Source organism: Halomonas sp. DP1Y21-3, from assembly GCF_019801245.1.
Taxonomy (GTDB): domain Bacteria; phylum Pseudomonadota; class Gammaproteobacteria; order Pseudomonadales; family Halomonadaceae; genus Halomonas; species Halomonas litopenaei.
In genome coordinates, this window is record NZ_JAHVJM010000001.1 from 184,545 (window position 1) to 205,670 (window position 21,126).

General features: G+C 62.2%; 16 protein-coding genes. 8 read left to right on the forward strand and 8 right to left on the reverse strand.

The annotated features are described in order from the left end of the window. Positions 1 to 170: 170 nt before the first annotated feature. The 4 genes from KUV74_RS00715 to KUV74_RS00730 form a co-directional block, all read right to left on the reverse strand. Positions 171 to 5,012, reverse strand: coding sequence for an NAD-glutamate dehydrogenase (locus tag KUV74_RS00715; RefSeq protein ID WP_045994897.1), 4,842 nt, complete (start codon positions 5,010 to 5,012; stop codon positions 171 to 173). A 213-nt stretch (positions 5,013 to 5,225) separates the two neighbouring features. Next, complete coding sequence (trmA, locus tag KUV74_RS00720) at positions 5,226 to 6,332, reverse strand: tRNA (uridine(54)-C5)-methyltransferase TrmA (protein WP_222515393.1); 1,107 nt, start codon at positions 6,330 to 6,332, stop codon at positions 5,226 to 5,228. A 93-nt stretch (positions 6,333 to 6,425) separates the two neighbouring features. Next, positions 6,426 to 7,238: a glutamate racemase gene (gene murI / locus KUV74_RS00725; RefSeq protein WP_045994899.1), complete on the reverse strand. Its 813-nt coding sequence runs from the start codon at positions 7,236 to 7,238 to the stop codon at positions 6,426 to 6,428. A 325-nt stretch (positions 7,239 to 7,563) separates the two neighbouring features. After that, on the reverse strand, positions 7,564 to 8,106 hold the full coding sequence (locus tag KUV74_RS00730; protein WP_045994910.1) for a hemerythrin domain-containing protein: 543 nt from the start codon (positions 8,104 to 8,106) through the stop codon (positions 7,564 to 7,566). A 226-nt stretch (positions 8,107 to 8,332) separates the two neighbouring features. Here KUV74_RS00730 and KUV74_RS00735 point away from each other — a divergent pair, with 226 nt between their 5' ends. Both KUV74_RS00735 and KUV74_RS00740 read left to right on the forward strand, forming a co-directional pair. After that, the gene (locus KUV74_RS00735) at positions 8,333 to 9,667 is read left to right on the forward strand and encodes a replication-associated recombination protein A (protein WP_222515394.1); all 1,335 of its coding nucleotides are present in this window, start codon (positions 8,333 to 8,335) and stop codon (positions 9,665 to 9,667) included. 175 nt (positions 9,668 to 9,842) lie between these two features. Then, the gene (locus KUV74_RS00740) at positions 9,843 to 9,995 is read left to right on the forward strand and encodes a hypothetical protein (protein ID WP_222515395.1); all 153 of its coding nucleotides are present in this window, start codon (positions 9,843 to 9,845) and stop codon (positions 9,993 to 9,995) included. Positions 9,996 to 10,096: 101 nt separating this feature from the next. Here the strand turns inward: KUV74_RS00740 and KUV74_RS00745 are convergent, their stop codons facing one another. Both KUV74_RS00745 and KUV74_RS00750 read right to left on the reverse strand, forming a co-directional pair. Continuing rightward, a complete protein-coding gene (locus KUV74_RS00745) occupies positions 10,097 to 11,587 on the reverse strand; it encodes an MFS transporter (RefSeq protein ID WP_222515396.1) in 1,491 nt (496 codons plus the stop codon). Positions 11,588 to 11,785: 198 nt separating this feature from the next. Further along, positions 11,786 to 12,424 (reverse strand): class I SAM-dependent methyltransferase, encoded by a 639-nt coding sequence (locus KUV74_RS00750; RefSeq protein ID WP_108131578.1) that lies wholly within the window; start codon positions 12,422 to 12,424, stop codon positions 11,786 to 11,788. A gap of 41 nt (positions 12,425 to 12,465) precedes the next feature. Between KUV74_RS00750 and KUV74_RS00755 the strand changes: the two genes are divergently transcribed. The 6 genes from KUV74_RS00755 to mdoH all read left to right on the forward strand — a co-directional run bounded on the left by KUV74_RS00755 (position 12,466) and on the right by mdoH (position 18,478). After that, positions 12,466 to 12,852 (forward strand): VOC family protein, encoded by a 387-nt coding sequence (locus tag KUV74_RS00755; protein ID WP_108131577.1) that lies wholly within the window; start codon positions 12,466 to 12,468, stop codon positions 12,850 to 12,852. 98 nt (positions 12,853 to 12,950) lie between these two features. After that, on the forward strand, positions 12,951 to 13,343 hold the full coding sequence (locus KUV74_RS00760) for a DUF4870 family protein (RefSeq protein ID WP_045994904.1): 393 nt from the start codon (positions 12,951 to 12,953) through the stop codon (positions 13,341 to 13,343). 1 nt (position 13,344) lies between these two features. Continuing rightward, positions 13,345 to 14,286 carry a lysophospholipid acyltransferase family protein gene (locus tag KUV74_RS00765; RefSeq protein ID WP_045994905.1) on the forward strand — a complete coding sequence of 314 codons (942 nt, stop codon included), beginning with the start codon at positions 13,345 to 13,347 and terminating at the stop codon, positions 14,284 to 14,286. Next, entirely contained in the window at positions 14,283 to 14,639 is a 357-nt protein-coding gene (locus KUV74_RS00770; protein WP_231498501.1) for a DUF4870 family protein, read from the forward strand. Before KUV74_RS00765 ends, KUV74_RS00770 begins: the two co-directional genes overlap by 4 nt. A gap of 351 nt (positions 14,640 to 14,990) precedes the next feature. Next, complete coding sequence (locus KUV74_RS00775; protein ID WP_261394993.1) at positions 14,991 to 16,577, forward strand: glucan biosynthesis protein; 1,587 nt, start codon at positions 14,991 to 14,993, stop codon at positions 16,575 to 16,577. Next, the gene (gene mdoH, locus KUV74_RS00780) at positions 16,577 to 18,478 is read left to right on the forward strand and encodes a glucans biosynthesis glucosyltransferase MdoH (protein ID WP_222515397.1); all 1,902 of its coding nucleotides are present in this window, start codon (positions 16,577 to 16,579) and stop codon (positions 18,476 to 18,478) included. Before KUV74_RS00775 ends, mdoH begins: the two co-directional genes overlap by 1 nt. 199 nt (positions 18,479 to 18,677) lie before the next feature. Here the strand turns inward: mdoH and KUV74_RS00785 are convergent, their stop codons facing one another. Both KUV74_RS00785 and KUV74_RS00790 read right to left on the reverse strand, forming a co-directional pair. Next, entirely contained in the window at positions 18,678 to 19,382 is a 705-nt protein-coding gene (locus tag KUV74_RS00785) for a hypothetical protein (protein ID WP_213228474.1), read from the reverse strand. Next, complete coding sequence (locus KUV74_RS00790; protein ID WP_222515398.1) at positions 19,379 to 20,437, reverse strand: GSCFA domain-containing protein; 1,059 nt, start codon at positions 20,435 to 20,437, stop codon at positions 19,379 to 19,381. The genes KUV74_RS00785 and KUV74_RS00790 overlap by 4 nt, the downstream gene beginning before the upstream one ends. Between the last annotated feature and the right edge of the window lie 689 nt (positions 20,438 to 21,126).

Below are 21,126 nucleotides of genomic sequence, written 5' to 3' on the forward strand. Positions count from 1 at the left end.
CAGACGCAAGAAGGGCGCCCCCAGGGGCGCCCTTCTTGCATTGTGTGAACCGCCACCTGGTGTGAACCGCCACCTTGTGTGAACCAACGTCACGGATTCACTCGATCGGTGTTGGCTACGACGAGGACGCCCGTGGGCGTCCTCTAGTGGTCGACTCACTGACCCGGGGTCTAGACCTCGCTGTTGCTCTCGGCCAGATCCACCAGCTCACGCACCGCCACGGCAAACAGCGGGAAGCCGCCCTGGGCGCCACTGTCGACCTCGTTGATCAGGCGGCACCAGCGCTTGTGCATGGACTCGTGGTGCTTGAGCCACTGATCGACACGTCCGGCGGTATCGCGGGCGCCGCTCTCCATCTTCATCACGCTGGCGGTCAACGCCATCTGCTGACGCTCGATGTCGTCGCGGAAGGTCTCCCGCGCCTGGGCCTGCCAGCTATCCTTCACCGGCAAGGCGGTAACCTGCTGGATCATCCACGGCAGCTCCAGACGGGCGCCGATCTCGTAGCAGACCTCGGCCACCTTCTGCGGCTTCTCGTTGACCTGGCGGGCGGTCTGGATGATGCCCAGCGCCGCGTACAGGCTATCGGCCGCGGCCACGGTGGAGGCCAGCGCCTCGGGCACCCCGGCGTCGACGAGTTCGTCACGGCGGGCCTGCCAGGCCTCGAGTTCCTCGCCACGCAGACGCTTGCCGATATTCTCCTGCAGCTGGGCAATACGCGGCTGGTAGTACTCGATGCAGTCACCGGCAGCCTGGCCCGAACGATGGCGCAGGAACCAGCGTGAAGCGCGGCGAATCATGCGCATCAGGTCGAGCATCATTCCGTACTGGATATCGGTCGAGACCTGATTGTCGAGCGCTTCGATCTGCTCCCACAGCTTGGGCAGCTGGAAGCTGTCACGGGCGATGACGTAGGCCCGCGCGATGTCCGCACGCCCCATGCCGGTGGAGTCGATCAGCCGGCGGGTGAACACGATGCCCATGTGGTCGACCAGATCGTTGGCCAGCTGGGTCGCCACGATTTCGCGCTTCAGGCGGTGGCTCAGGACCTGGTCGCGGTAGCGCTCCACCAGGCTCTGGGGGAAGGCCCGGGTGGCGTGCTGGGCGATGATCTCGTCGTCGGGCACGTCGGAGGCGATCAGGTCGCCCTTGAGCGTGCTCTTGGCGTAGGAGATCAGCACCGACAGCTCCGGCAACACCATGCCCTGGTCATTGGCGGAACGCTCCTGGAGCTCCTCGTCGGAGGGCAGGAACTCGAGTTCGCGATCGATCTGACCGGCCGCTTCCAGTTCGCTGATAAAGCGGCGATAGGGCCCGATCCCCTGGTGGGACAGCCGCTCGGACAGATCCAGCGCCAGGGTCTGACGATAGTTGTCGGTCAGCACCAGCTCGCTGACTTCCTCGGTCATGTCCGCCAGCAGCTGATTGCGCTGCTTGTCGGTCATGTCACCGTTGGCCACCACCTCATCGATCAGGATCTTGATGTTGACCTCATGGTCGGAGCAGTTGACCCCGCCAGCGTTGTCGATGAAGTCGGTGTTGACGCGCACACCACGCGCCGCCGCCTCCATGCGCCCGCGCTGGGTCAGGCCAAGGTTGCCGCCCTCGCCTACCACTCGGCAGTTCAGTTCCTTGCCGTCGATGCGCAGCACGTCGTTGGCCTTGTCGCCGACCTCGGCGTCGGTCTCGGTGCTGGCCTTGACGTAGGTGCCGATGCCGCCGTTCCAGATCAGGTCGACCTTCGAGCGCAGCATCGCCTGGATCAGCTCATTGGGCGGCAGCTTGTCTTCGCTGATGCCGAAGACCTCCTTCATCTGCGGCGTGATCTTGATCGACTTGGCCGCACGGGAGAAGACACCGCCGCCTTCGGAGATCAACGAGGTGTCATAGTCTTCCCAGCTGGAGCGCGGCATCTCGAACAGGCGCTTGCGCTCCTTGAAGGTGCTGGCCGCATCCGGCGTCGGATCGACGAAGATGTGCATATGGTTGAAGGCACCGACCAGGCGAATGGTCTCGGACAGCAGCATGCCGTTGCCGAAGACGTCACCGGCCATGTCACCGATACCGACCACGCTGAACTCGTCGGACTGGGTATTGATGCCGAGGCCACGGAAGTGACGTTTGACCGACTCCCAGGCGCCCTTGGCGGTGATGCCCATCTTCTTGTGGTCGTAGCCGTTGGCGCCGCCGGAAGCAAAGGCGTCACCCAGCCAGTGGCCATACTCGATGGAAATCTCGTTGGCGATGTCGGAGAAGGTGGCGGTGCCCTTGTCGGCCGCCACCACCAGGTAGGGGTCCGCCTCGTCGTGGCGTACCACGTTCTTCGGCTCGACGACCTCGCCACCGACCAGATTGTCGGTCACGTCCAGCAGCGCGCGGATGAAGGTCTGGTAGCAGGCGATGCCTTCCTTCTGGGTGGTCTCGCGATCGGCACCTTCCGGCATGCGCTTGCACACGAAGCCGCCCTTGGCCCCCACCGGCACGATCACCGAGTTCTTGACCTGCTGCGCCTTGACCAGCCCGAGCACCTCGGTACGGAAGTCCTCGTGGCGATCCGACCAGCGCAGGCCGCCACGGGCGACCTTGCCACCGCGCAGGTGAACACCCTCGACCCGCGGCGAGCAGACGAAGATCTCGAACATCGGGCGCGGCTTGGGCATGCCGGTGACCTTGGACGGTTCCAGCTTGAACGACAGGTAGTCCTTGAAGCCGCCGTCTTCGGTCTTCTGATAGTAGTTGGTGCGCAGGGTCGCCTGGATCAGCTCCACGTAACGACGCAGCAGCCGGTCGTCGTTGAGGCTGGCGACGTCGTCGAGCAGGCCATTGATGCGCTCGACGCAGGCCTCGATCTCACCCTCGGCGGGACGATCCTCGGGATCGAAGCGCAGCTCGAACAGGGTCACCAGCTCGCGGGTGATCTGCGGGTGGGCCACCAGTGCATTGGCGATGAAGTTCTGGGAGATGCCGAAGCGGATCTGCTTCAGATAACGCGCGTAGGAGCGCAGCATCGCCACTTCACGCCAGTCGAGGTTGGCGCCGATGATCAGACGGTTGAAGCGGTCGTTGTCCGCCTCGCCGGCCCAGATGCGCTGGAAGGCCTCGATGAACGGCTTGCGCATCTCCTGCAGGTTGACCTCGGTGTCGGTGTGATGCTCCAGATCGAAGTCGTGGATCCAGTAGCTCTCGTCCACCGCCTCGACCTCGTAGGGGCGTTCACCGATGACCCTGAGCCCCAGGTTTTCCATCATCGGCAGCACGTCGGACAGCGGAATCGGCTTGCGCTTGTGGAACAGCTTGAGGTTGACGCCGCTGCCCTCTTCCTCGATCAGTCGGTACAGCGACAGCGCCAGCGGCTTGCCGTTGTCCAGCTCGCCGATGTGCTGCAGGTCGTAGACCGCGGTGCGGGCACTGAAGTCTTCCTGGTAGCTGGCCTGGAAGGCGTCGCGGAAGCGATCCAGCAGCTGGTTGGCGTGTTCCTCGCCGAAGCCTTCGATGGCGGCATTAAGCAGATCATCGCGCCAGTTGCGGGCGAGCCGCGCCAGCTTCTCTTCCAGCGCCTTGATGTCGTAGTCGGTCGGCGTGTCGCCGTTGAAGCGCAGGATGAACTGGATCCGCGCCAGCACCGATTCGGACAGGTAGGTGTTGAAGTCGCCGAAGGTGGCGTCGAGTTCCTCGCACAGCAGGTTCTGCAGACGCAGACGAAGCTCGGTCGAGAACACGTCGCGCGGCACGAATACCAGGCACGAATAGAAGCGACCGAAGCGATCCTCGCGGATGAACAGCCGCACCCGGCGACGTTCACGGATATCGAGGATACCCAGCGCCGTCTGGGCCAGCTCGTCTGTGTCGATCTGGAACAGGTCGTCGCGGGGATAGACCTCGAGGATCTGGGTCAGCTGCTTGCCGTTGTGGCCCTTGGGGTTGAAGCCGGCGATATCCATCACCGTCTTGAGCTTGCGCCTCAGGATCGGAATATGACGCGGCGAGTCGTTGTAGACCCCAGCGGTGAACAGCCCCAGGAAGCGACGCTCGCCGATGACGTTGCCCTTGTCGTCATAGCGATCGATAGTCACGTAATCCGGATAGGTGGGACGGTGGACGCGGGCGTGGAAGGCACTCTTGGCGAATGACAGAAGCTGCGGCACCAGCACGTAGCGATCGCCCTCGACCCCCTGGTCGGTGCGGATACGCTGGCGATACTGGGCATCGGACAGACGGAACAGACCGAGCTCGCTGCCGTCGACCTGATTGAGGCTCTGGCCACCGTTGTCCTTGTCGACGGTGAACTCGTCATAACCGAGGAAGGTGAAGTTGTCTTCCAGCATCCATTCGAGGAAGGCCACCGCCTCGTCGTGATCGGCCTTGTCGATCGGGCCCGGGCAGCAATTCTTGAGCTCGTCGATGGTCTCGCGGATGCGCGCGCGCATCGGATCGAAGTCCGCCACCGCCGTGCGCACTTCCTTCAGCACCTCGTGGATGCTCTGCTCGATGGCCGACAGCTCCTCGGGGTCGGAGTGACGATCCACCTCGATGGCGATCAGCGACTCACGATGCTCGGGGGCGTCCTTTTCACCCGGAGACGACACACGCTCGACCCGGTGCTGCTTGTCACGAGCGACCGACAGGACCGAATTGTGGATGGCGTGGACGGTCATGCCACGACGGTTGAGCTCGATGCGCACCGAGTCGACCAGAAACGGCATGTCTTCGTGCAGCACCGCGACAAAGGTGTGGGTCGACTGCCAGCCGTGCTCCTCGAAGTCAGGGTTCATGACCTTGACCTTGGGTGAGGCCGGATCGAACTGCTGCAGGAAGTGCCACACCGACAGGGTGGCGCCGTACAGATCATCCAGGCGCCGCTCGCTGAGATCCTCCAGCGGCACCGTGGAGTAGAAATGGCGAGCGAAGTCACCCACCAGACCGGCCTTTTCCTGATCGAGGCGTCCTTCCAGCTTTTCCTCGAGTTGCTTGAGCAGATCCTCGCGACTGTCATCCTGTGCGACGTGTAACATCCTCACCTCGGTTGGCGGCGGCCACTTCACTGTGGCCTGTGTAAAGGTAGTGACGAGCGTGCTGCGCGGCGCTACGCATCCGGCGCTCCCGGCGCATTCGGCAAGCTTACGCCAATCCCCACCCCACCCCCATCCAGATGCCCGCCTTCTCATGGAGCATGACGGTTACGCATCCCCCCTTGACAGCACGCTTGCGTTAGGCTCGTTGGCGCCTCAGAAGCGCCGTTCCAGCAAGACCCCGCACTCACAGTGATGGGTGAAGGGGAACTGGTCAAACAGAGCGAAACGAACGATGCGGTGCGTCCTGGTGAGCTGTTCGAGATTGACGGCCAGGGTGTCCGGATTGCATGAAATATAGACGATACGCGGGTATTCACTCAGTTGATCACAGCTGTCGGCGTCCAGACCGGCCCGCGGTGGGTCTACCAGCACTGTGGAGAAGTCATAGTCACCCAGGCACATCTCGTCCACTCGCCGGCCTGTTTTCTCCCCTTTGAGCGCAGAAGAGAAGTCTTCGGCAGACATCCGCGCGACAAAGGCATTGGTCACCGCGTTGGCCTCGAGATTGACCCTGGCGCTGGCCACCGAGGTGCGCGAGATCTCGGTGGCCAGAACCCGGCGAAAATTCTCTGCCAGGGCGATGGTGAAGTTGCCGTTGCCGCAGTAGAGCTCGACCAGGTCCTGCTGCTGGCTGCCCGCGGTCACCTCCCGTGCCCAGGACAGCATGGAGGCGCAGATGCGCGCATTGGGCTGGGTAAAGCTGTTTTCCACCTGCTGGTAGTGCAGTACCTGTCCGTCCACCTCGAGACGTTCCCACACGTGATCACGGGTCAGCACCAGCCGCTGCTTGCGTGAGCGGCCGATGATCATCACCCCAAGCTCGCGCTCGAGTTCCCGGGCATCCCGCTCCCAGTCTTCTTCCAGCGGGCGGTGGTAGATCAGGCTGATCAACGTCTCACCCGCCAGGGTGGTCAGAAACTCCACCTGAAACAGCTTGCGCCGCATCACCGGGTTGTCACGGATGGCGTCGAGCAGCGCCGGCATCAAGGCATTGATGCGTTCGCTGGCCACCGCGAACTGGTCCATGCGTACCAGTCGCTTGTCGTCGGGGTCCTCGGGATTGACCTCGAACATCACATAGTAGAGATCGTCGCCCTCGTGCCAGACGCGAAACTCGCAGCGTTGCCGGTAGTGGCTCGGCGGTGACGGATACACCTCGAGTTCGGGCGGAGAAAACCGCGCAAACTGCTCGACCAGGCGATCACGCTTGGCGGCGAGCTGTTCGGCATAGCGTTCGGGTTCAACGACGGGTATGGCCACGGAAACTCCTGGAAAAACGATGAACAATAAACAAATGACGTGGGCGATGACGGCGTGGTCAGCGCCGGTGCCGAACGGTGTACAAGAGATGGGTCAAGCGCTGGGCACGTCCAGCAGACAAGGGGCCGCAAAGCCGAAGGACGCAAGCCCTCGCGTCAGCCTTTCCGAGGCGTCCGTCGCACCTGACGAATCCCGCAATAGACTCGTGACCCAGGCCGCATCGAGGCCCTGTCGGGCGTCCGGGCCCACCGCCACCTGGGCCGTCCGTCGGGCAATGGCGTCGCCGGAGTCTACCCAGGTGACGGCCCGCGGCATGGCCTCGTCGAGCCAGCGACGCAGCAAGGGAAAGTGGGTACAGCCCAGCACCACCGTATCGATACGGGCATCCTCCACAAGCGCTGCCAGCGCCTGGCGAACCACCGCAGGATCGATAGCGTGCCCCTGGATGGCGCGCTCCGCCTCGGCCACCAGCGCGTCGGCGGCCACCTTCTCGACCTGGCAGTGCGGCGCATAGCTGTCGATCAGCCGCTGGGTGTAGGGCCGGGCGACCGTTGCGCTGGTGGCCAGCAGTGCCAGATGCCCACTGCGACTGGCCTGGGCGGCCGGCTTGATCGCCGGCACCGTGCCCACCACCGGCACGTCCAGGCGCTCGCGCAAGGCCTCCAGTGCCAGGGTGCTGGCGGTATTGCAGGCCACCACCAGGGTATCGGCACCGGTACGATTCACCGCCGCCTCGCACACCGCGACGATCCGCTCGACCAACCAAGGGTCCGGCCGCGTACCGTAGGGCAGCATGGCGTTGTCGCAGCAGTAGGCAAGCGCCGTATCGGGCAGATGGCGTCTGAGCGCCGCCACCACGGAAAGCCCGCCCACGCCGGAGTCGAACACCAGCACAGGCCCGGCCATCAAGCCTCCTCCCTGACGGGCAAAGCCCATGCCCACCGCCACTGCCGGACGGCGGGGAGATATCCCCCACGATCGGATCGGGCCGCCATCGAGACCGACCGGATACGGGGAAGGAGGAGGGGCAAGAGGCTGAGCAAGGGAAACGGCGCCTGAATCAACATGGGCGCCATTCTACCCGACATTGGCGGACCTGCATAAGCGCAGCAAGGGCGCTCACGGATACGCCAGCGCGCCGAGGTGAGCGCAGACGTCATGCGGCCCGAACCGGAGTTCGGGCCGACGACGTGGCGCTCGAGAAGCAAGGGGAAAACAAGGGAAAAACCGATCAGGCGGGTACCGGCTCCTCGCGTAGCTCGGCATAGAGTTCAGGGTAGGCCGCCTGGAGTCGCTCAAGTTCGGCGGTGGCGTTCTCCGGCAGGGCGTGGGCCAGGCGATCGAGATCTTCGTCCGAGAAGTGCTCGCTGATCAGCGGAAACAGTTCCTCACGCTCTTGGCGAAGGTAAGCACGGTGGCTGTCCAGGTACTGCTTGAGGTCATCGGCAAACTGGTCCATGGGGATGGCGACATCCATCAGGATCATGTCGATGTCACGGGACAGGCGCGTCAGCCGGGCCTTGAGCTTGCGGTAGTCGCCGGACAGCTGCTCGGCCACTGCCTCGCTTTCGGGGGCCAGCTCCTTGAGACGGTCGGTACAGATCTGCTCCAGGGGCAGGGTGAAACCCGCCATGTAGTCGAGAATATAGTCAACCACCTCCCTGACGAGCTGGAAGTTGGGCCGCTCTCCCTGCGCGAGGGTCTTTTGCTTGAGTTGCAGGACGTGCAGTATGCGCGCCATGTTGGCATGATCCCGTCGCAGTTGCTTTAGCATGGGCATGACGGAAACCTCCTGTGGTCAGCATGAGCTGAAGGCACCCTAGCTTAGACTGGCCTTCTCGGGTCAGGTTCCGGATCGTGCGGGAACCGGAATGTATCACCCTAGACGCATAATCGAGTTTTTGCCCGACGAAAATTGCCACATTAAGAAGGGTTGATTTCCTACACACCGCCTGAGCGTTGACGTCTGGCGCTCAATTCATTCTTCTCAGGAGTCGTCGATGGACATGTTCGAACAGGCCCACCAGGAAGACGCCGCGCCCCTGGCCTGGCGCATGCGCCCGAGGTCCCTGGACGACTACGTGGGCCAGCCGTCGCTGGTGGGGCCAGGCAAACCATTGCGGCGCATGGTAGAAGCCGGCCAGGTACGCTCGATGATCCTGTGGGGGCCACCCGGCGTCGGCAAGACCACCCTGGCCGACATCCTTGCCAGCGCCTCCAGCGCACGGCTGGAGCGCTTGTCGGCGGTCATGGCCGGGGTCAAGGACATTCGCGAGGTGGTGGAGCGCGCCCGGGTGGCCCAGGGCCAGGGGCAGACCACGGTACTGTTTCTCGACGAGATCCACCGCCTCAACAAGAGTCAGCAGGACGCCCTTCTGCCCCACGTCGAGTCGGGGCTCTTGACGCTGATCGGCGCCACCACCGAGAACCCCTCCTTCGAGGTCAATTCGGCGCTGTTGTCCCGGGCCCGTGTCCATGTGCTCAAGGCGCTGGACGAGGCCGCGCTGATCGAGGTCATGCGCCGCGCCCTGGCCGACCCCGAGCGCGGCCTTGGTCACCGCGACATCCGCGTCGACGACGAGGTGCTGGCGATACTGGCGCGCGCCTCGGCCGGCGACGCCCGGCGCGCCCTGGGCCTTCTGGAGACCGCCTGCGACTTCACCCAGGCGGAAGGCGGTGCAGAGCGTCTGCCCCGCGAGGCGCTCGAGGACGTCATCGGCCACACCGCCAGCGCCTTCGACAAGCAGGGCGATCACTACTACGACCTGCTGTCGGCGCTGCACAAGTCGGTACGCTCATCGCGCCCCGACGCCGCCCTTCTGTACATGGCCCGCTTTATCCAGGGCGGTGGCGATCCGCTGGACGTCATCCGTCGCCTGGCGGCCATCGCCTCGGAGGACGTCGGCAACGCCGACCCGCGTTGCCTGCCACTGGTCATGTCGGCCTGGGATGCCTACCTGCGTCTGGGCGACTACGAAGGCCAGCGCGCCATCGCCCACGCCGCCATCCACCTGGCGGTGGCGCCCAAGAGCAACGCCATCGACCAGGCCTGGAAGAAGGCCCAGACCTTTGTCGCGGCCCAGCCGAGCCTGGAGGTACCGACCTACCTGCGCAACGCACCAACCAAGCTGATGGCTTCCCTGGGCCACGGCGACGGCTACCGCTACGCCCACGCCGAGCCCAACGGCTACCCGGCGGGGTCGGCCCACGATTGCTGGCCCGAGGCAGTGCCGACCGAGCGCTTCTACCGCCCCACCGATCATGGCCAGGAAGAGCGTTTCGCTCGCATCATGGCCTGGCGGGCGCAGCTCGATGAGGCCGCAGATAGCGGATGAGATAGCAGCGGAGGTGGCAGCTCAGATACCACTTGAGAAAAACCATCTGTCTTCGACGTGGGAAGGAAATAGGCCGCTGCAGCACAACCAGGCATCGTAAGGAGCGAGCCAGGACCGCGACTACTGTGGGACTCAAGTGCCCATGGTGGGCACCCGATGCTCCGGAGGGACTGTCATGTCGGCCACCCAGCTACAGCAAGCTCGTCAGATCCTGGTACAGAACGCCCGTCGCCCCAACCATCACGACGTGCTGCTGGCCTACGCCCGCCAGCAGGCGACACCCGCGGTACGTCGTGCGCTGTTCAAGCTGCTGTTCGGACCGAACTGAGGCCCACTGTCTGCCACATGTTGACCGCTCAGGCCGGCGCCTCTTGCCAGGTCTGGGCCGCCCACGGCGACCCAAAGGGACAAGTTCGCCGGCCACGTTGATCAGCCCTTGGGTGCCTCGCCCGGCTCAGCCGCCGACGGCGACTCCTGCTCCCAGCCGGGTTCGACGGGCGTTGGCTCGATAGCGGCGACGTCTTCATCAGACTCGTGGTGGTTCACCTCGAGCACGCCATCGTGGTAGCCGTCTTCATCGAAATAAGGCACGTACTGACCTTCCTCCGCTGGCGGCCCCACCATGGGCTCGGCCACGTCCACGTCCGGCACCACGTCGGACAGGTCTTCCATATGCTCGTGCTCCTTGGCGCCCGCCACCCACTCGTCGGTGACCACGAATTCCGCACCCACCGACGACAACGGCGTCGCCGGGGAGAACGGCACCACCGGCACCGGCGCCGGACGCACCAGGCGACGCCAGGCGAAGAACAGCACCAGGGCGCCACCGAGGGCGCCGAAGGCCATGAACAGGGCGGTATCGCCAAGCGCCGCCATTACCGGGCTGACCAGAGGCGGACTGACCGAGGAGCCAAGCGCGCTGATCAGCAAAAGCCCCTGACTCATGGGCACCAGGGCGCCGGCGGGGGCACGGTCCGCCGAGTGGCTGACCGATACCGGATACAACGAGAAGACGCCACCGCCCAGCAGGAACAGCAGCGCGGCCAGCCCCCAGCTCGGCAACGGCAGCAGCAGCACCGCCAGCGAGATGGCCAGGCAGAACAGACCGATCAGGATCAGCACCAGCTGACGGTCGTGACGATCCGACCAGCGGCCCACCGGATACTGCAGCAGCATGGCGCCGAGTACCGTTATCGCCATCAGCTGGCCGACCTCGGCCAGATCAAAGCCGGTACGCTGCAGATACAGCGGCATCAGGGCGTACACCGCAGCCGCCAGCATGCCGGAACCGAAGGCCCCCACCACCCCGGTGGGGGTGAGGATCATCAGGCGCAGCGGCGACAGCGGCTCGACCTTGTCGAGCAGTGGCGTGACCCGCGGAATCATCGCCATCGGCAGCACCGACAGCGAGGCCAGGGCACCGATGACCATGAAGGGGGCCGTTTCGCCCATATTCTGGGTGATGCCCAAAAGCAGCTGACCGAGCACACCTGAGCCGTACAGGGCGATCATGTACAGCGCCAGCAGACGCCCGCGCACCTTGGAGTCTCCGGAGGCCAGCAGCCAGCTCTCGATCACCAGGAAGACCCCGACCGTGGCCCAGCCACCGATCAGACGCAGGCCGAACCAGGCCACCGGATCCAGGATCAGCCCCTGCAGCAACACCGTCACCGCCACCAGCGAGGCGAAGCTGCCGTAGGCACGAATATGGCCGATGGCGAGCAGCAGCCGGTCGTTGAACAGGGCACCCAGGCCAAGACCGATGAAGTAGGCGCCGGAGACCCAGCCGATGACCACCGGCGATTCACCGGCGGCGTCCAGGCGCAGGGTGATAAGCGAAGACAGAAAACCGTTGCCGATGCCCAGAATGAATAGCCCCAGAACGGGGGGCAGGGCCATGGCCAGGAGTTGGGGAGACATGAGGAGTCGGGCTCCAGCGATGCGGACGACGCGGACGGCGGCGGCGGGTGGGTGTTGATGTTTCGAGTCCGTCCGTCGCGGTGCGTATCGACGACTCTTGGGCGGCGAATATACCCCCCTTTTCGCGCCTGTCAATGTCTTTCGAAGGGCGTCACCCATGCATCTGTAACGCATTGTTGGTCAAGCATAAATCCGGCCTCAGTGACTCGTGTCACGGCGCATCAGAACCACATCGGCCGCGGGGAAGTCGACACTCATGCCAAGTGCCTCGGCCAACCAGCGAAAGCTCGTCTCGCTGAAGAACACCACATGGGTGGGATCACGAATATAGTGCCAGCGGGCAAAGTCCTCCGGCGTGCGCTTGGTCATCAGCCCCAGCCAGCCACCGGGTCGCAGTTGTCGCGCCAGCGCAAACAGCACCGGGCCGGGCGCGAACAGGTGCTCGACCACCTCGGTGGCGGTGATGAAATCGTAATACCGCTTCAGGTTCTCCGGCGCGGGATGGTAGTAGGGATCATGGATCCGAGTGGCAAACCCCGCCTCCTCGAACATCAGCGACAGCGTCGGACCGGGCCCCGCACCGAAATCGAGCCCCTCGGCACCCGGCGACAGACGCTCGCTCAGGGGATCAAACAGGCGACCCAGAAAACGACGGTAGCCGGGATCATCCGGGCGGTTGTCGTGCTGATCGTAGACCGCCTTCTCGGCCTGCGGTCCCAGTCGCTGCTCGGGAGGCACCGCCACCAGGTCACATACCGAACAGCGAAAATAGTCGCGGCGCCCGTCCGCATGAAAGTGGTGCGTCGTCGGGTTTGCGCATAGCGGACAGCTTGGCATCGTCGTATTCTCTGGGACTTGGATCATTTGTGGAGAGAGGCATGCTGTCAGGTCTAGATCACCTGGTCATCACCGTGACCGATATTTCCCGCGCCGTGGACTTCTACACCCGCGTTCTGGGCCTGGACGTCCGCTATCGCGATACCGAGCGGGTCGACCTGATGCTCGGCGAGCTGGCCCTGCGCCTGCACTGGACCGCCACCGACGTGACCCCCAGGGCCGCCACCCCTACCCCAGGCAGCCTCGACGTCTGTTTCAAGAGCCATCTGCCGCTGGCTGAGGTGAAGGCTCACCTCGATGCCCTGTCGGTCGAGGTGGAACTGGGCCCCGTGGAACGTCAGGGTGCCACCGGCAAGATCGAGTCGCTGTATCTTCGCGACCCGGACGGCAACCTGCTGGAGATCAGCCGTCCGCTCAAACAGGAGTAACGTCGGTCGTCCCTGCGGGTCGCTTCGCCTGTCATGGCAATGCGGCACAGGCTGGGTATGATAACGGGGCCGTATGACATGCACCCAAGGGACCATGGATGAGCCAACACGACCTTACGCCTCAACGACCCACTGTCGAGCCTCCCTCACCTGGCGACACGCCCCCCGCCGACACCACCATGTCGCTGGTGGGCTACGCGCTGCTGCTGGCCAACCTGGTCACCGGCTTCACCGCGGTGATCGGGGTGATCATCGCCTACGTCTACCGTGGCAAGGGCCCCGAGTGGCTAGACGAGCACTATCGCTACCAGATCCGTACCTTCTGGATAGGCCTGCTCTACGGCATCGTGGCCTCGATCCTGACCTTGATCGTGATCGGCCTGCCGCTGCTGCTGGCCCTGGCGGTGTGGTTGATCGTGCGCTGCGTCAAAGGCTTCAAGGCACTGCAGGAAAAGCGCGCTCCGGACAATGTGGAAAGTTGGTTGATCTGATATGAACGTCCCCTGGCAACAGCGACTCCAGGCTACCGCGATATCACGCCTGTGGCGGATACTGTCACGACTGTCACCGACGACCCTGTGGCGACTCAGCGTCGCCCTGGTCAATGTGGCCTACCCCCTGCTCAAGCGCGAACGCGCGGTGACCAGGCTCAACCTGGAAGTGGTCTATCCCGACCTTACCGAGGCCCGTCGCGCCACCCTGGGGCGCGAAAGCCTCAAGCATTCCACCGCCACCATGCTGGAACTCGGCTTTGCCTGGCAGGGCGACCCCGACCGAGTGGCCGACAGCATCGTCGAGGTACATGGCCGCGAACTGCTGGATGATGCCCGCGCCGAGGGCAAGGGCGTGATCATCCTGGCGCCTCACTTCGGCAACTGGGAGGTGCTGAACTTCTGGCTGTCGAGCCACTTCCCCTTCACCGCCATGTACGAGCCGCCCAAGCTGGCACCGCTGGACCCGATCATCCGCGCCGGGCGCGAGCGCTGCGGCGCCAGCCTGGTGCCGACCAACCCCCGAGGCGTGGCGGCGCTGCTCAAGGCGCTCAAGCGATCCGAGGCCGTCGGCATCCTGCCCGATCAGGAACCCAGCTGGGGCAGCGGCGTTTTCGCGCCCTTCTTCGAGCGCCCCGCCTACACTGCCACCCTGTTGCCCAAGCTGGTGTCGCGCACCAATGCAAGGGTCGTGACCGGCGTCGCTCTGCGCCGTCCCGGGCGGGGCTTCGCGCTGTACTTCCTGGCCGCCGACGAGCGCGTCTACGATGAAGACGAGACCATCTCCTGCAGCGGGGTCAATGCCAGCATCGAGGCGGTGATCGCACTCGACCCGGCCCAGTACCAGTGGGAATACAAGCGCTACACCAAGACCCTGGAAGAACAACGTGGCGATCCCGACTTCCGCCGTTACCGCCTCTACAGCTCGAGGAACATGAAGTGACGACAGCGTCGGTGTCACCGCCGCCGGAGACTCGCGTCGGCCACGTCCTCTATCTGCTCTACCTGGCAGGGCTGGTGAGCGGATTCGTGACACTGTTGATCGCGCTGGTCGTCGCCTACGTCTATCGCACCGACGCCGCCCCCTGGCTGCGTGCCCACTACCAGTTTCTGATCAGCACCTTCTGGATCGGCCTGCTCTACATGGTCGCCGCGGTGGTACTGTCGGTGCTGATCATCGGCCTGGCACTGCCCCCACTGCTGGTCACCGCCTGGTTCGTGATCCGCTGCATCGTCGGCTGGCGTGCCCTGCACCAGCGCCTGCCGCCGCCCAGGCCATCCAGCTGGCTATGGTAGGCGCGGCAAGACTCTTCCCCCAAACATGCAACCTCCCTTCCTGGACTCCCAGTCGTTCGCTCTTGGCCACCTGAACGTTACCGCTCAGTAACCTGCCCACCCCGACACCGTCGCTAATCGGCGACACGGAACCCGAATTAGCACAAACCCTCAAATGCACTCCGATGACATCTATTGCAACTTTTGTCTCGGCCAATAGGCTAGATTAAAGGCTGGCTCGATCTGGCATAGAAAGTGGCATAGAAGGTCGCATAGAAGATGCCATCGATGTGAACGGCAGAAGGATCCCCTACACCCCCAGCGGGCGACCCCGAGCCACCGGGCGTTCGTCCGCTCGCAAGGAGAGCGCACTTGGACACGGCAATATCTCGAGCACGACACACCCTTGCACGGCGGCGACCTGGCTCGCGCAACCTGGCGCTCGCCTTCGTCGGCGTCATCACCAGCGCCGCATTGACGACGCCGGCCATGGCCGTCGAGACCGGCGCGCTGTTCGAACAGGTCACGAACCGGGCCAAGGAACTGGCCGCGTCCCCCTATGAAGAGGCCTCGGCCGAGCTGCCCGAGGCCCTCACCGAGATGGACTACGATCGCTACCGACAGATTCGCTACCGCGATGAGCGGGCACTGTGGAAGGATGATGGCGATTTCGAGGTGGAGCTCTTCCACCCAGGCTTTCTGTATGACCAGCCGGTGGATATCCACCTGCTGGAGGATGGCGAGGTACACTCGCTGCCCTTCGAGCCTGAGCGCTTTCGCTACGACGACGATGCCGCCGACCTCGCCGAGCTCGACCTGAGTGGGCTCGGCTATGCCGGCTTTCGCCTGCACTACCCGCTCAACCGCGCCGACTACAAGGATGAGTTCGCGGTATTTCTGGGCGCGTCCTACTTCCGCCTGGTCGGCCGCGACCAGGGCTACGGCCTGTCGGCCCGTGGCCTGGCCATCGACACCGCCCTGCCCCAGGGCGAGGAGTTTCCCGCCTTTCGCGAATACTGGCTGGTCAAGCCGCAGCCCGGCGATACCCACATGACCGTGCTGGCGCTGCTGGACAGCCCGTCTCTGGCCGGCGCCTACCGCTTCGACATCGCCCCGGGCAAGCGCACCCAGGTCGACACCGAGGCACGCTTGTTTGCCCGGGAAGACGTCGAGAAGCTCGGCGTCGCACCGCTGACCAGCATGTTCCTGCATGGCGAGATGGATCGCCGCCAGGAGGACGACTACCGCATCCGGGTACATGACTCCAGCGGCCTGCTGATGGCCACCAGCACCGGCGAGTGGACCTGGCGCGTGCTGGAAAACCCCGAAAGCCTCCAGATCTCCGGGCTGCAGGACACCTCGCCCAAGGGCTATGGCCTGGTCCAGCGGCCCCAGCACTTCAACGCCTATCTGGACATGGAGGCCCGCTACGAGCGTCGCCCCAGTCAGTGGGTCGAACCCCAGGGCGAGTGGGGTGAAGGCCACGTCGAGCTGGTGGAGATCCCCACCGACAGCGAGGCCCACGACAACATCACCGCCTACTGGGTGCCCGCCACCCCGCTGATGGCCGGCGACTCCCGCACCTATCGCTATCGTACCTGGACCTTCGGCGACACCCCCACGGCCGAGCCGCTGGCTCGTGTGGTGCGTTCGCGCCAGGGCTGGGGCGGTGTGCCGGGACAGAGCGATCCCCCCGACGAGCGCCTGCGCCAGTTCATCATCGACTTCCGCGGCGGTGAGCTCGAGGGACTCGATGCCAGCCAACCGGTCGAGATGACCCTGACCACCTCCAGCGGCGAGACCGCCGAGGCCAAGGTCACACCGCTGCCCGACAACGACACCTGGCGCGCCAGCTTCACGCTGCTGCCCGACGGCGACCAGCCCGCTGATATCCGCCTGACTCTCATGCTTCGTGGCGAGCGCCTGAGCGAAACCTGGAACAGCATCTGGAGCCCCTGATGAACGCTCATACTCCCGAGGTACCCTGGCCACGCCTGCGACGTCTTGGCGTCGGCCTGGCCATTGCCGCCACCACGGCGCTGGGGGTCTGGACCATGTTCAGGATCCTCTACGTGGAGGGCATCAGTCCGCTCGAGATGGCGATCATCGGCCTGTTCGCGATCACCTTCGGCTGGATCACCATGGCCTTCTGGAGCGCGCTGATCGGCTTCGTGCTCAACCTGACCGGGCGTGACCCGCTGAGCCTGAAGCCGCGCCATTCCTATCCCATGCGGCCCGAAGGCTCCCACTCCCGCACCGCCCTGGTGATGCCGATCCACAACGAGGACGTGCTGCGAGTCGCCGCCGGACTCGAGGCCACCTGCAAGGATCTGGATGACCTGCCGCAAGGCATCGAGGTGGAAGCCTTCGTGCTCAGCGACAGCACCGACGACGAGGTGGTGGCCGAGGAAAAGGCCGCCATGGCCGAGCTCCAGAAGCGCCTGGAAGGCCACTGCCAACTGCACTACCGCCACCGTGACAGTAACGTCGGGCGCAAGGCAGGCAACCTGGGCGACTTCTGCACCCGCTGGGGCAGCCACTACGACTACATGCTGGTGATCGACGCCGACAGCCTGATGAGCGGCACCACCGTCATCGAGCTGATCGACGAGATGATGGCCAACCCGCGCCTTGGCCTGTTGCAGACGGTGCCGATTCCAGTGCGCCAGGACAGCCTGTTTGGCCGCGCCAACCAGTTCGCTGCTGCACTCTACTCGCCGATGCTGGCCAGCGGTCTGAGCTTCTGGCACGCCACCGCGGCCAACTACTTCGGCCACAACGCCATCATTCGCGTGGACGCCTTCACCGATGCCTGTGGCCTGCCGGAGCTGCCCGGCAAGCCACCGCTGGGTGGCGATATCCTGAGCCACGACTTCGTCGAGGCGGCGCTGCTGCGCCGTGCCGGCTGGCAGGTGCGCATGCGCACCGACCTGGGCGGCAGCTTCGAAGAGATGCCGAGTCATATCCTCGACTACGCCAAACGCGACCGGCGCTGGGTCCAGGGCAACCTGCAGCATATGCGCCTGCTCGGCGGGCGCGGACTGCACGTGCTCAGCCGTCTGCACTTCTTCTTCGGTGCCCTCGCCTACCTGTCGTCGCTGGTGTGGCTGGCGATCCTGGTGATCAGCACCATCGACGCCCTGATCCGGGCGCTGGTGCCGACCAACTTCTTCACCTCGAGTTCGCAGCTGTTTCCCGACTGGCCGATCGCCCCACCCAACCTGATCATGCCGCTGCTGATCGGTACCCTGGGCATGCTGCTGATGCCCAAGGTACTGGGGCTGGTGCTGGGGCTGATCCAGAACCCGCAGGCCTATGGCGGACGGGCCCGGCTCGTCGCCAGCATGCTGCTCGAGACGCTGTTTGCCATGCTCATCGCGCCGCTGATGATGGTGTTCCACAGTCGTTTCGTGATTCAGGTACTGAGCGGCCGCACCGTGGCCTGGGATCCACAGTCCCGCGAGGGCCGCGCCCTGCCCTGGAAGGAAGCCTTTCGCCACACCTGGCTATGGTCACTGATCGGCGCCTTGTGGGCGCTGGTGACCTGGGCCTTCACCCCGAGCTTCTTCATCTGGCTGACGCCGGTGTGGCTCGGCCTGGTGATGGCCGCTCCGCTGGTCCGCTGGAGCTCCAGCCTGAGCATCGGCCGGGCCCTGAGGCGCGCCGGCCTGTTGCTGGTCCCGAGCGAGACCCGCCCCCCGGCGGTGGTAGGCGAGCTTCGCGTCGCCGAGGCACCACCGCCGCCGGCGACCCCGGCCGAGCCGCCACGGGAAATCCCCCGCGAGATGCCGGTGCAGTCCTTTCGTGAGCACGGCACGGAATCGGCGCCGGAAGTCTCCGGCGAGAAGCCCGTCGACTGAGCCGGTGCCGTGGCACAGCGTTGTGTCCTCCCCCTCCTTTTGCATCATCCGGAGGGGGAATCCCAGCGGACTACAACACGTCAAGCATAGTGGCGTGATCCATGATTCATCTGTTTGCCGCTGTCTGGTGGTAACGCTTTGCTCTACAAAGAGCGTTCTCCAGCTCCGAATAACACACATCCGCCAGGACAACCCTTTGTCAATCTCTACTTAAAAAGCAGGATAGCCACTTTTTCCCGAACTCTTCGTTCATATGCCTGATATCATGGTCTGGATGCGCTTCCTCATCCATGGCATCCCCTACAGGCAATCTTTTACTTCCCTTCGAGAGCTCCCGCTCCGTAAAACATCCGTTGACGATGGTATCAGCAGGCTGAGCGATCAACTCGGCATTGCATTTATCATACACTTCATCGTTCATCAAATTTATTCCGGACAGGTAGCTTTCCGGAGGATAACTTCTATCATCACCTTTCTTCTGAATAGGCAGGGGATTATGTCCAACATATATCTTTTTGTTGGTCACGCTCCTGATCATTTCCATGATCTTCCAGGACGTCGTACCCTTGACACTATCCAGCACGGTTTGCTTTATTACTGCTGATGAAAAAAATTTGCCAGGTTCGACAAAAAAAACTTCCATCTGAAGTCCGTAAATCAAGAATAGATCATATTCAACGATATCAATCTCACTCTTGCCACCCGATGTATAGGTGATGGTCCTCTTTAATCTATCTGTTTTTGGAACCAGTTTGTTATCGATGAGAATCAGTCCACCCAAGCCATTACTTCTAGCGGTAAAGAAGACAAGATTATATTCTTGATGCCACTCTGGCATCAGGTCCCAGGCTCTTTTCAAAGCACCAACGTGGCTATTGCCCAGCACACAAATATTCTTCTTCATTCCTTACCTCCAAAGGCGTCGAAGATCTCTTCTTCGCAAACCAGATCATTCATTTTCTTTACGCTACCTACCCTCTTGTTTTGTTTTCCGAAAATCTCAGCGCCAAACTTTGTCCTCAGAGAAGAAAAAAAATGATTCATCACAAAATCGACACCGTGGGGGTTAACACTTCGTTGATTGGGTTCGAAAAACACCCCCTTGAAAACCGGGCTGTTGATTATTTCATACGAAGGAAAATAATCCACATAATTACAACCTCTAGAAATCTGCCCAGCCACGGCACGCAACACTGACTTGGATTCCATTGTAGCGACGATCACGTTGTTCCTGGAGTTTGTCGCTACCAAAGGAACAGGGGAAACTGTCAATATAAAGCGTAACTCAGGATTCTCATGACGCATTATTTCTATGGCATCTCGCAGATCATTCATCACAGAGGGATACATCTGATTCTTGAACGCATGGATACCTTTCAGGTAGGTCCCTGCTGAAGTCCCGGGACACATCGGATACTCGTAGCCGTATTCCGAATTGAACCAGCTTTCAGTCAACCCTAAGGTGAAGACAAAGAAGTCTGATGAGAAGATGCATTCCCTAAACGCTTTTATTGTCTCCTCTCGAGAGAGCATTAACTCTTCTTTACTACAGAAACCCTCTGGTTCCACCACGGGGCGAAAGGGATCATAGAACCGTCCGTTCTTTTCCCAAATCTCCTCAGGCGGCTCTTTTATCCCTGTTGCCCACTCTACCCACTGCTTCAACAATGAGGTGGTGTATATATTCCCGGTTCTGGCCGAAAAAATATTGTAATTGTATTTTTTTGCATTTTCCTGCGAGAGCCCCTTGGGTGGAGTTTCTGTCGAGACCCAGTTAAACCCTCGGCTATCAAGAGCATTTCCAATATGTTGCGCAAAGCAGGAACCGAAGGTAACCACCCTACTATCCTTTGTGATCTTGAACTTTGGAGACCACAAATTGGATATGTCAAAAATCGACTTTTCGGATACAGCTTTTTTCCAGAAGGCACGGTCTGGAAGTGTCGAATATGGATTCATATTAATCACCTCAAACATAAGATATAACATCGGTCGTGAACGAACAAAATTGATAACGTCTATCTTAAATCACCCATTGCCACGACGAATAGGAATGTTTACGCCAACACCGGCATCTCGTCTTCCTTTCTAAAATATTTGCATAAAAAAAGATAGGCGAAATATTTGTCTATTGTGTTGAGAAACGAGCACTGACAACGGCCCCGGAGCCCTTCATAAAAACCTTCCCCATGCACCATTTACCTGACCCACGGGTGGTTCAAAAGAGAACAAAGCAAGCATTTTTAGCTTCCATGAAAACTCGGCGAACCAATGCTGCCAATAAAACGGGACCAACACACCTGTCACTTTCTGCCCTTCTTCACAAAGGAGTCATCAAGCGCACAACGACTGTCAGAATATCGATAAAACAAACGTACTTTTTTCACTCTAGATTCTCTCACATATTCTCTATCAGGCAGCCGCAAAACACGCAAATACAATCCAGAGAACATCCAAGAAAAACCACGCAAACATCCCTTTAAATAACAACAAAATCGTCGAAACTTTGTCGAATTGATCAATCAGGACTCTACTTCGCCACTTTTCCTCAATCGGATAAAATGCATTCTCAACCATGCGGAAACTTCTCCAGATATCTGGGCAGTTGCACTCTCGCGATATCGTGGAAACCTCCTCCCCCCAGCGGC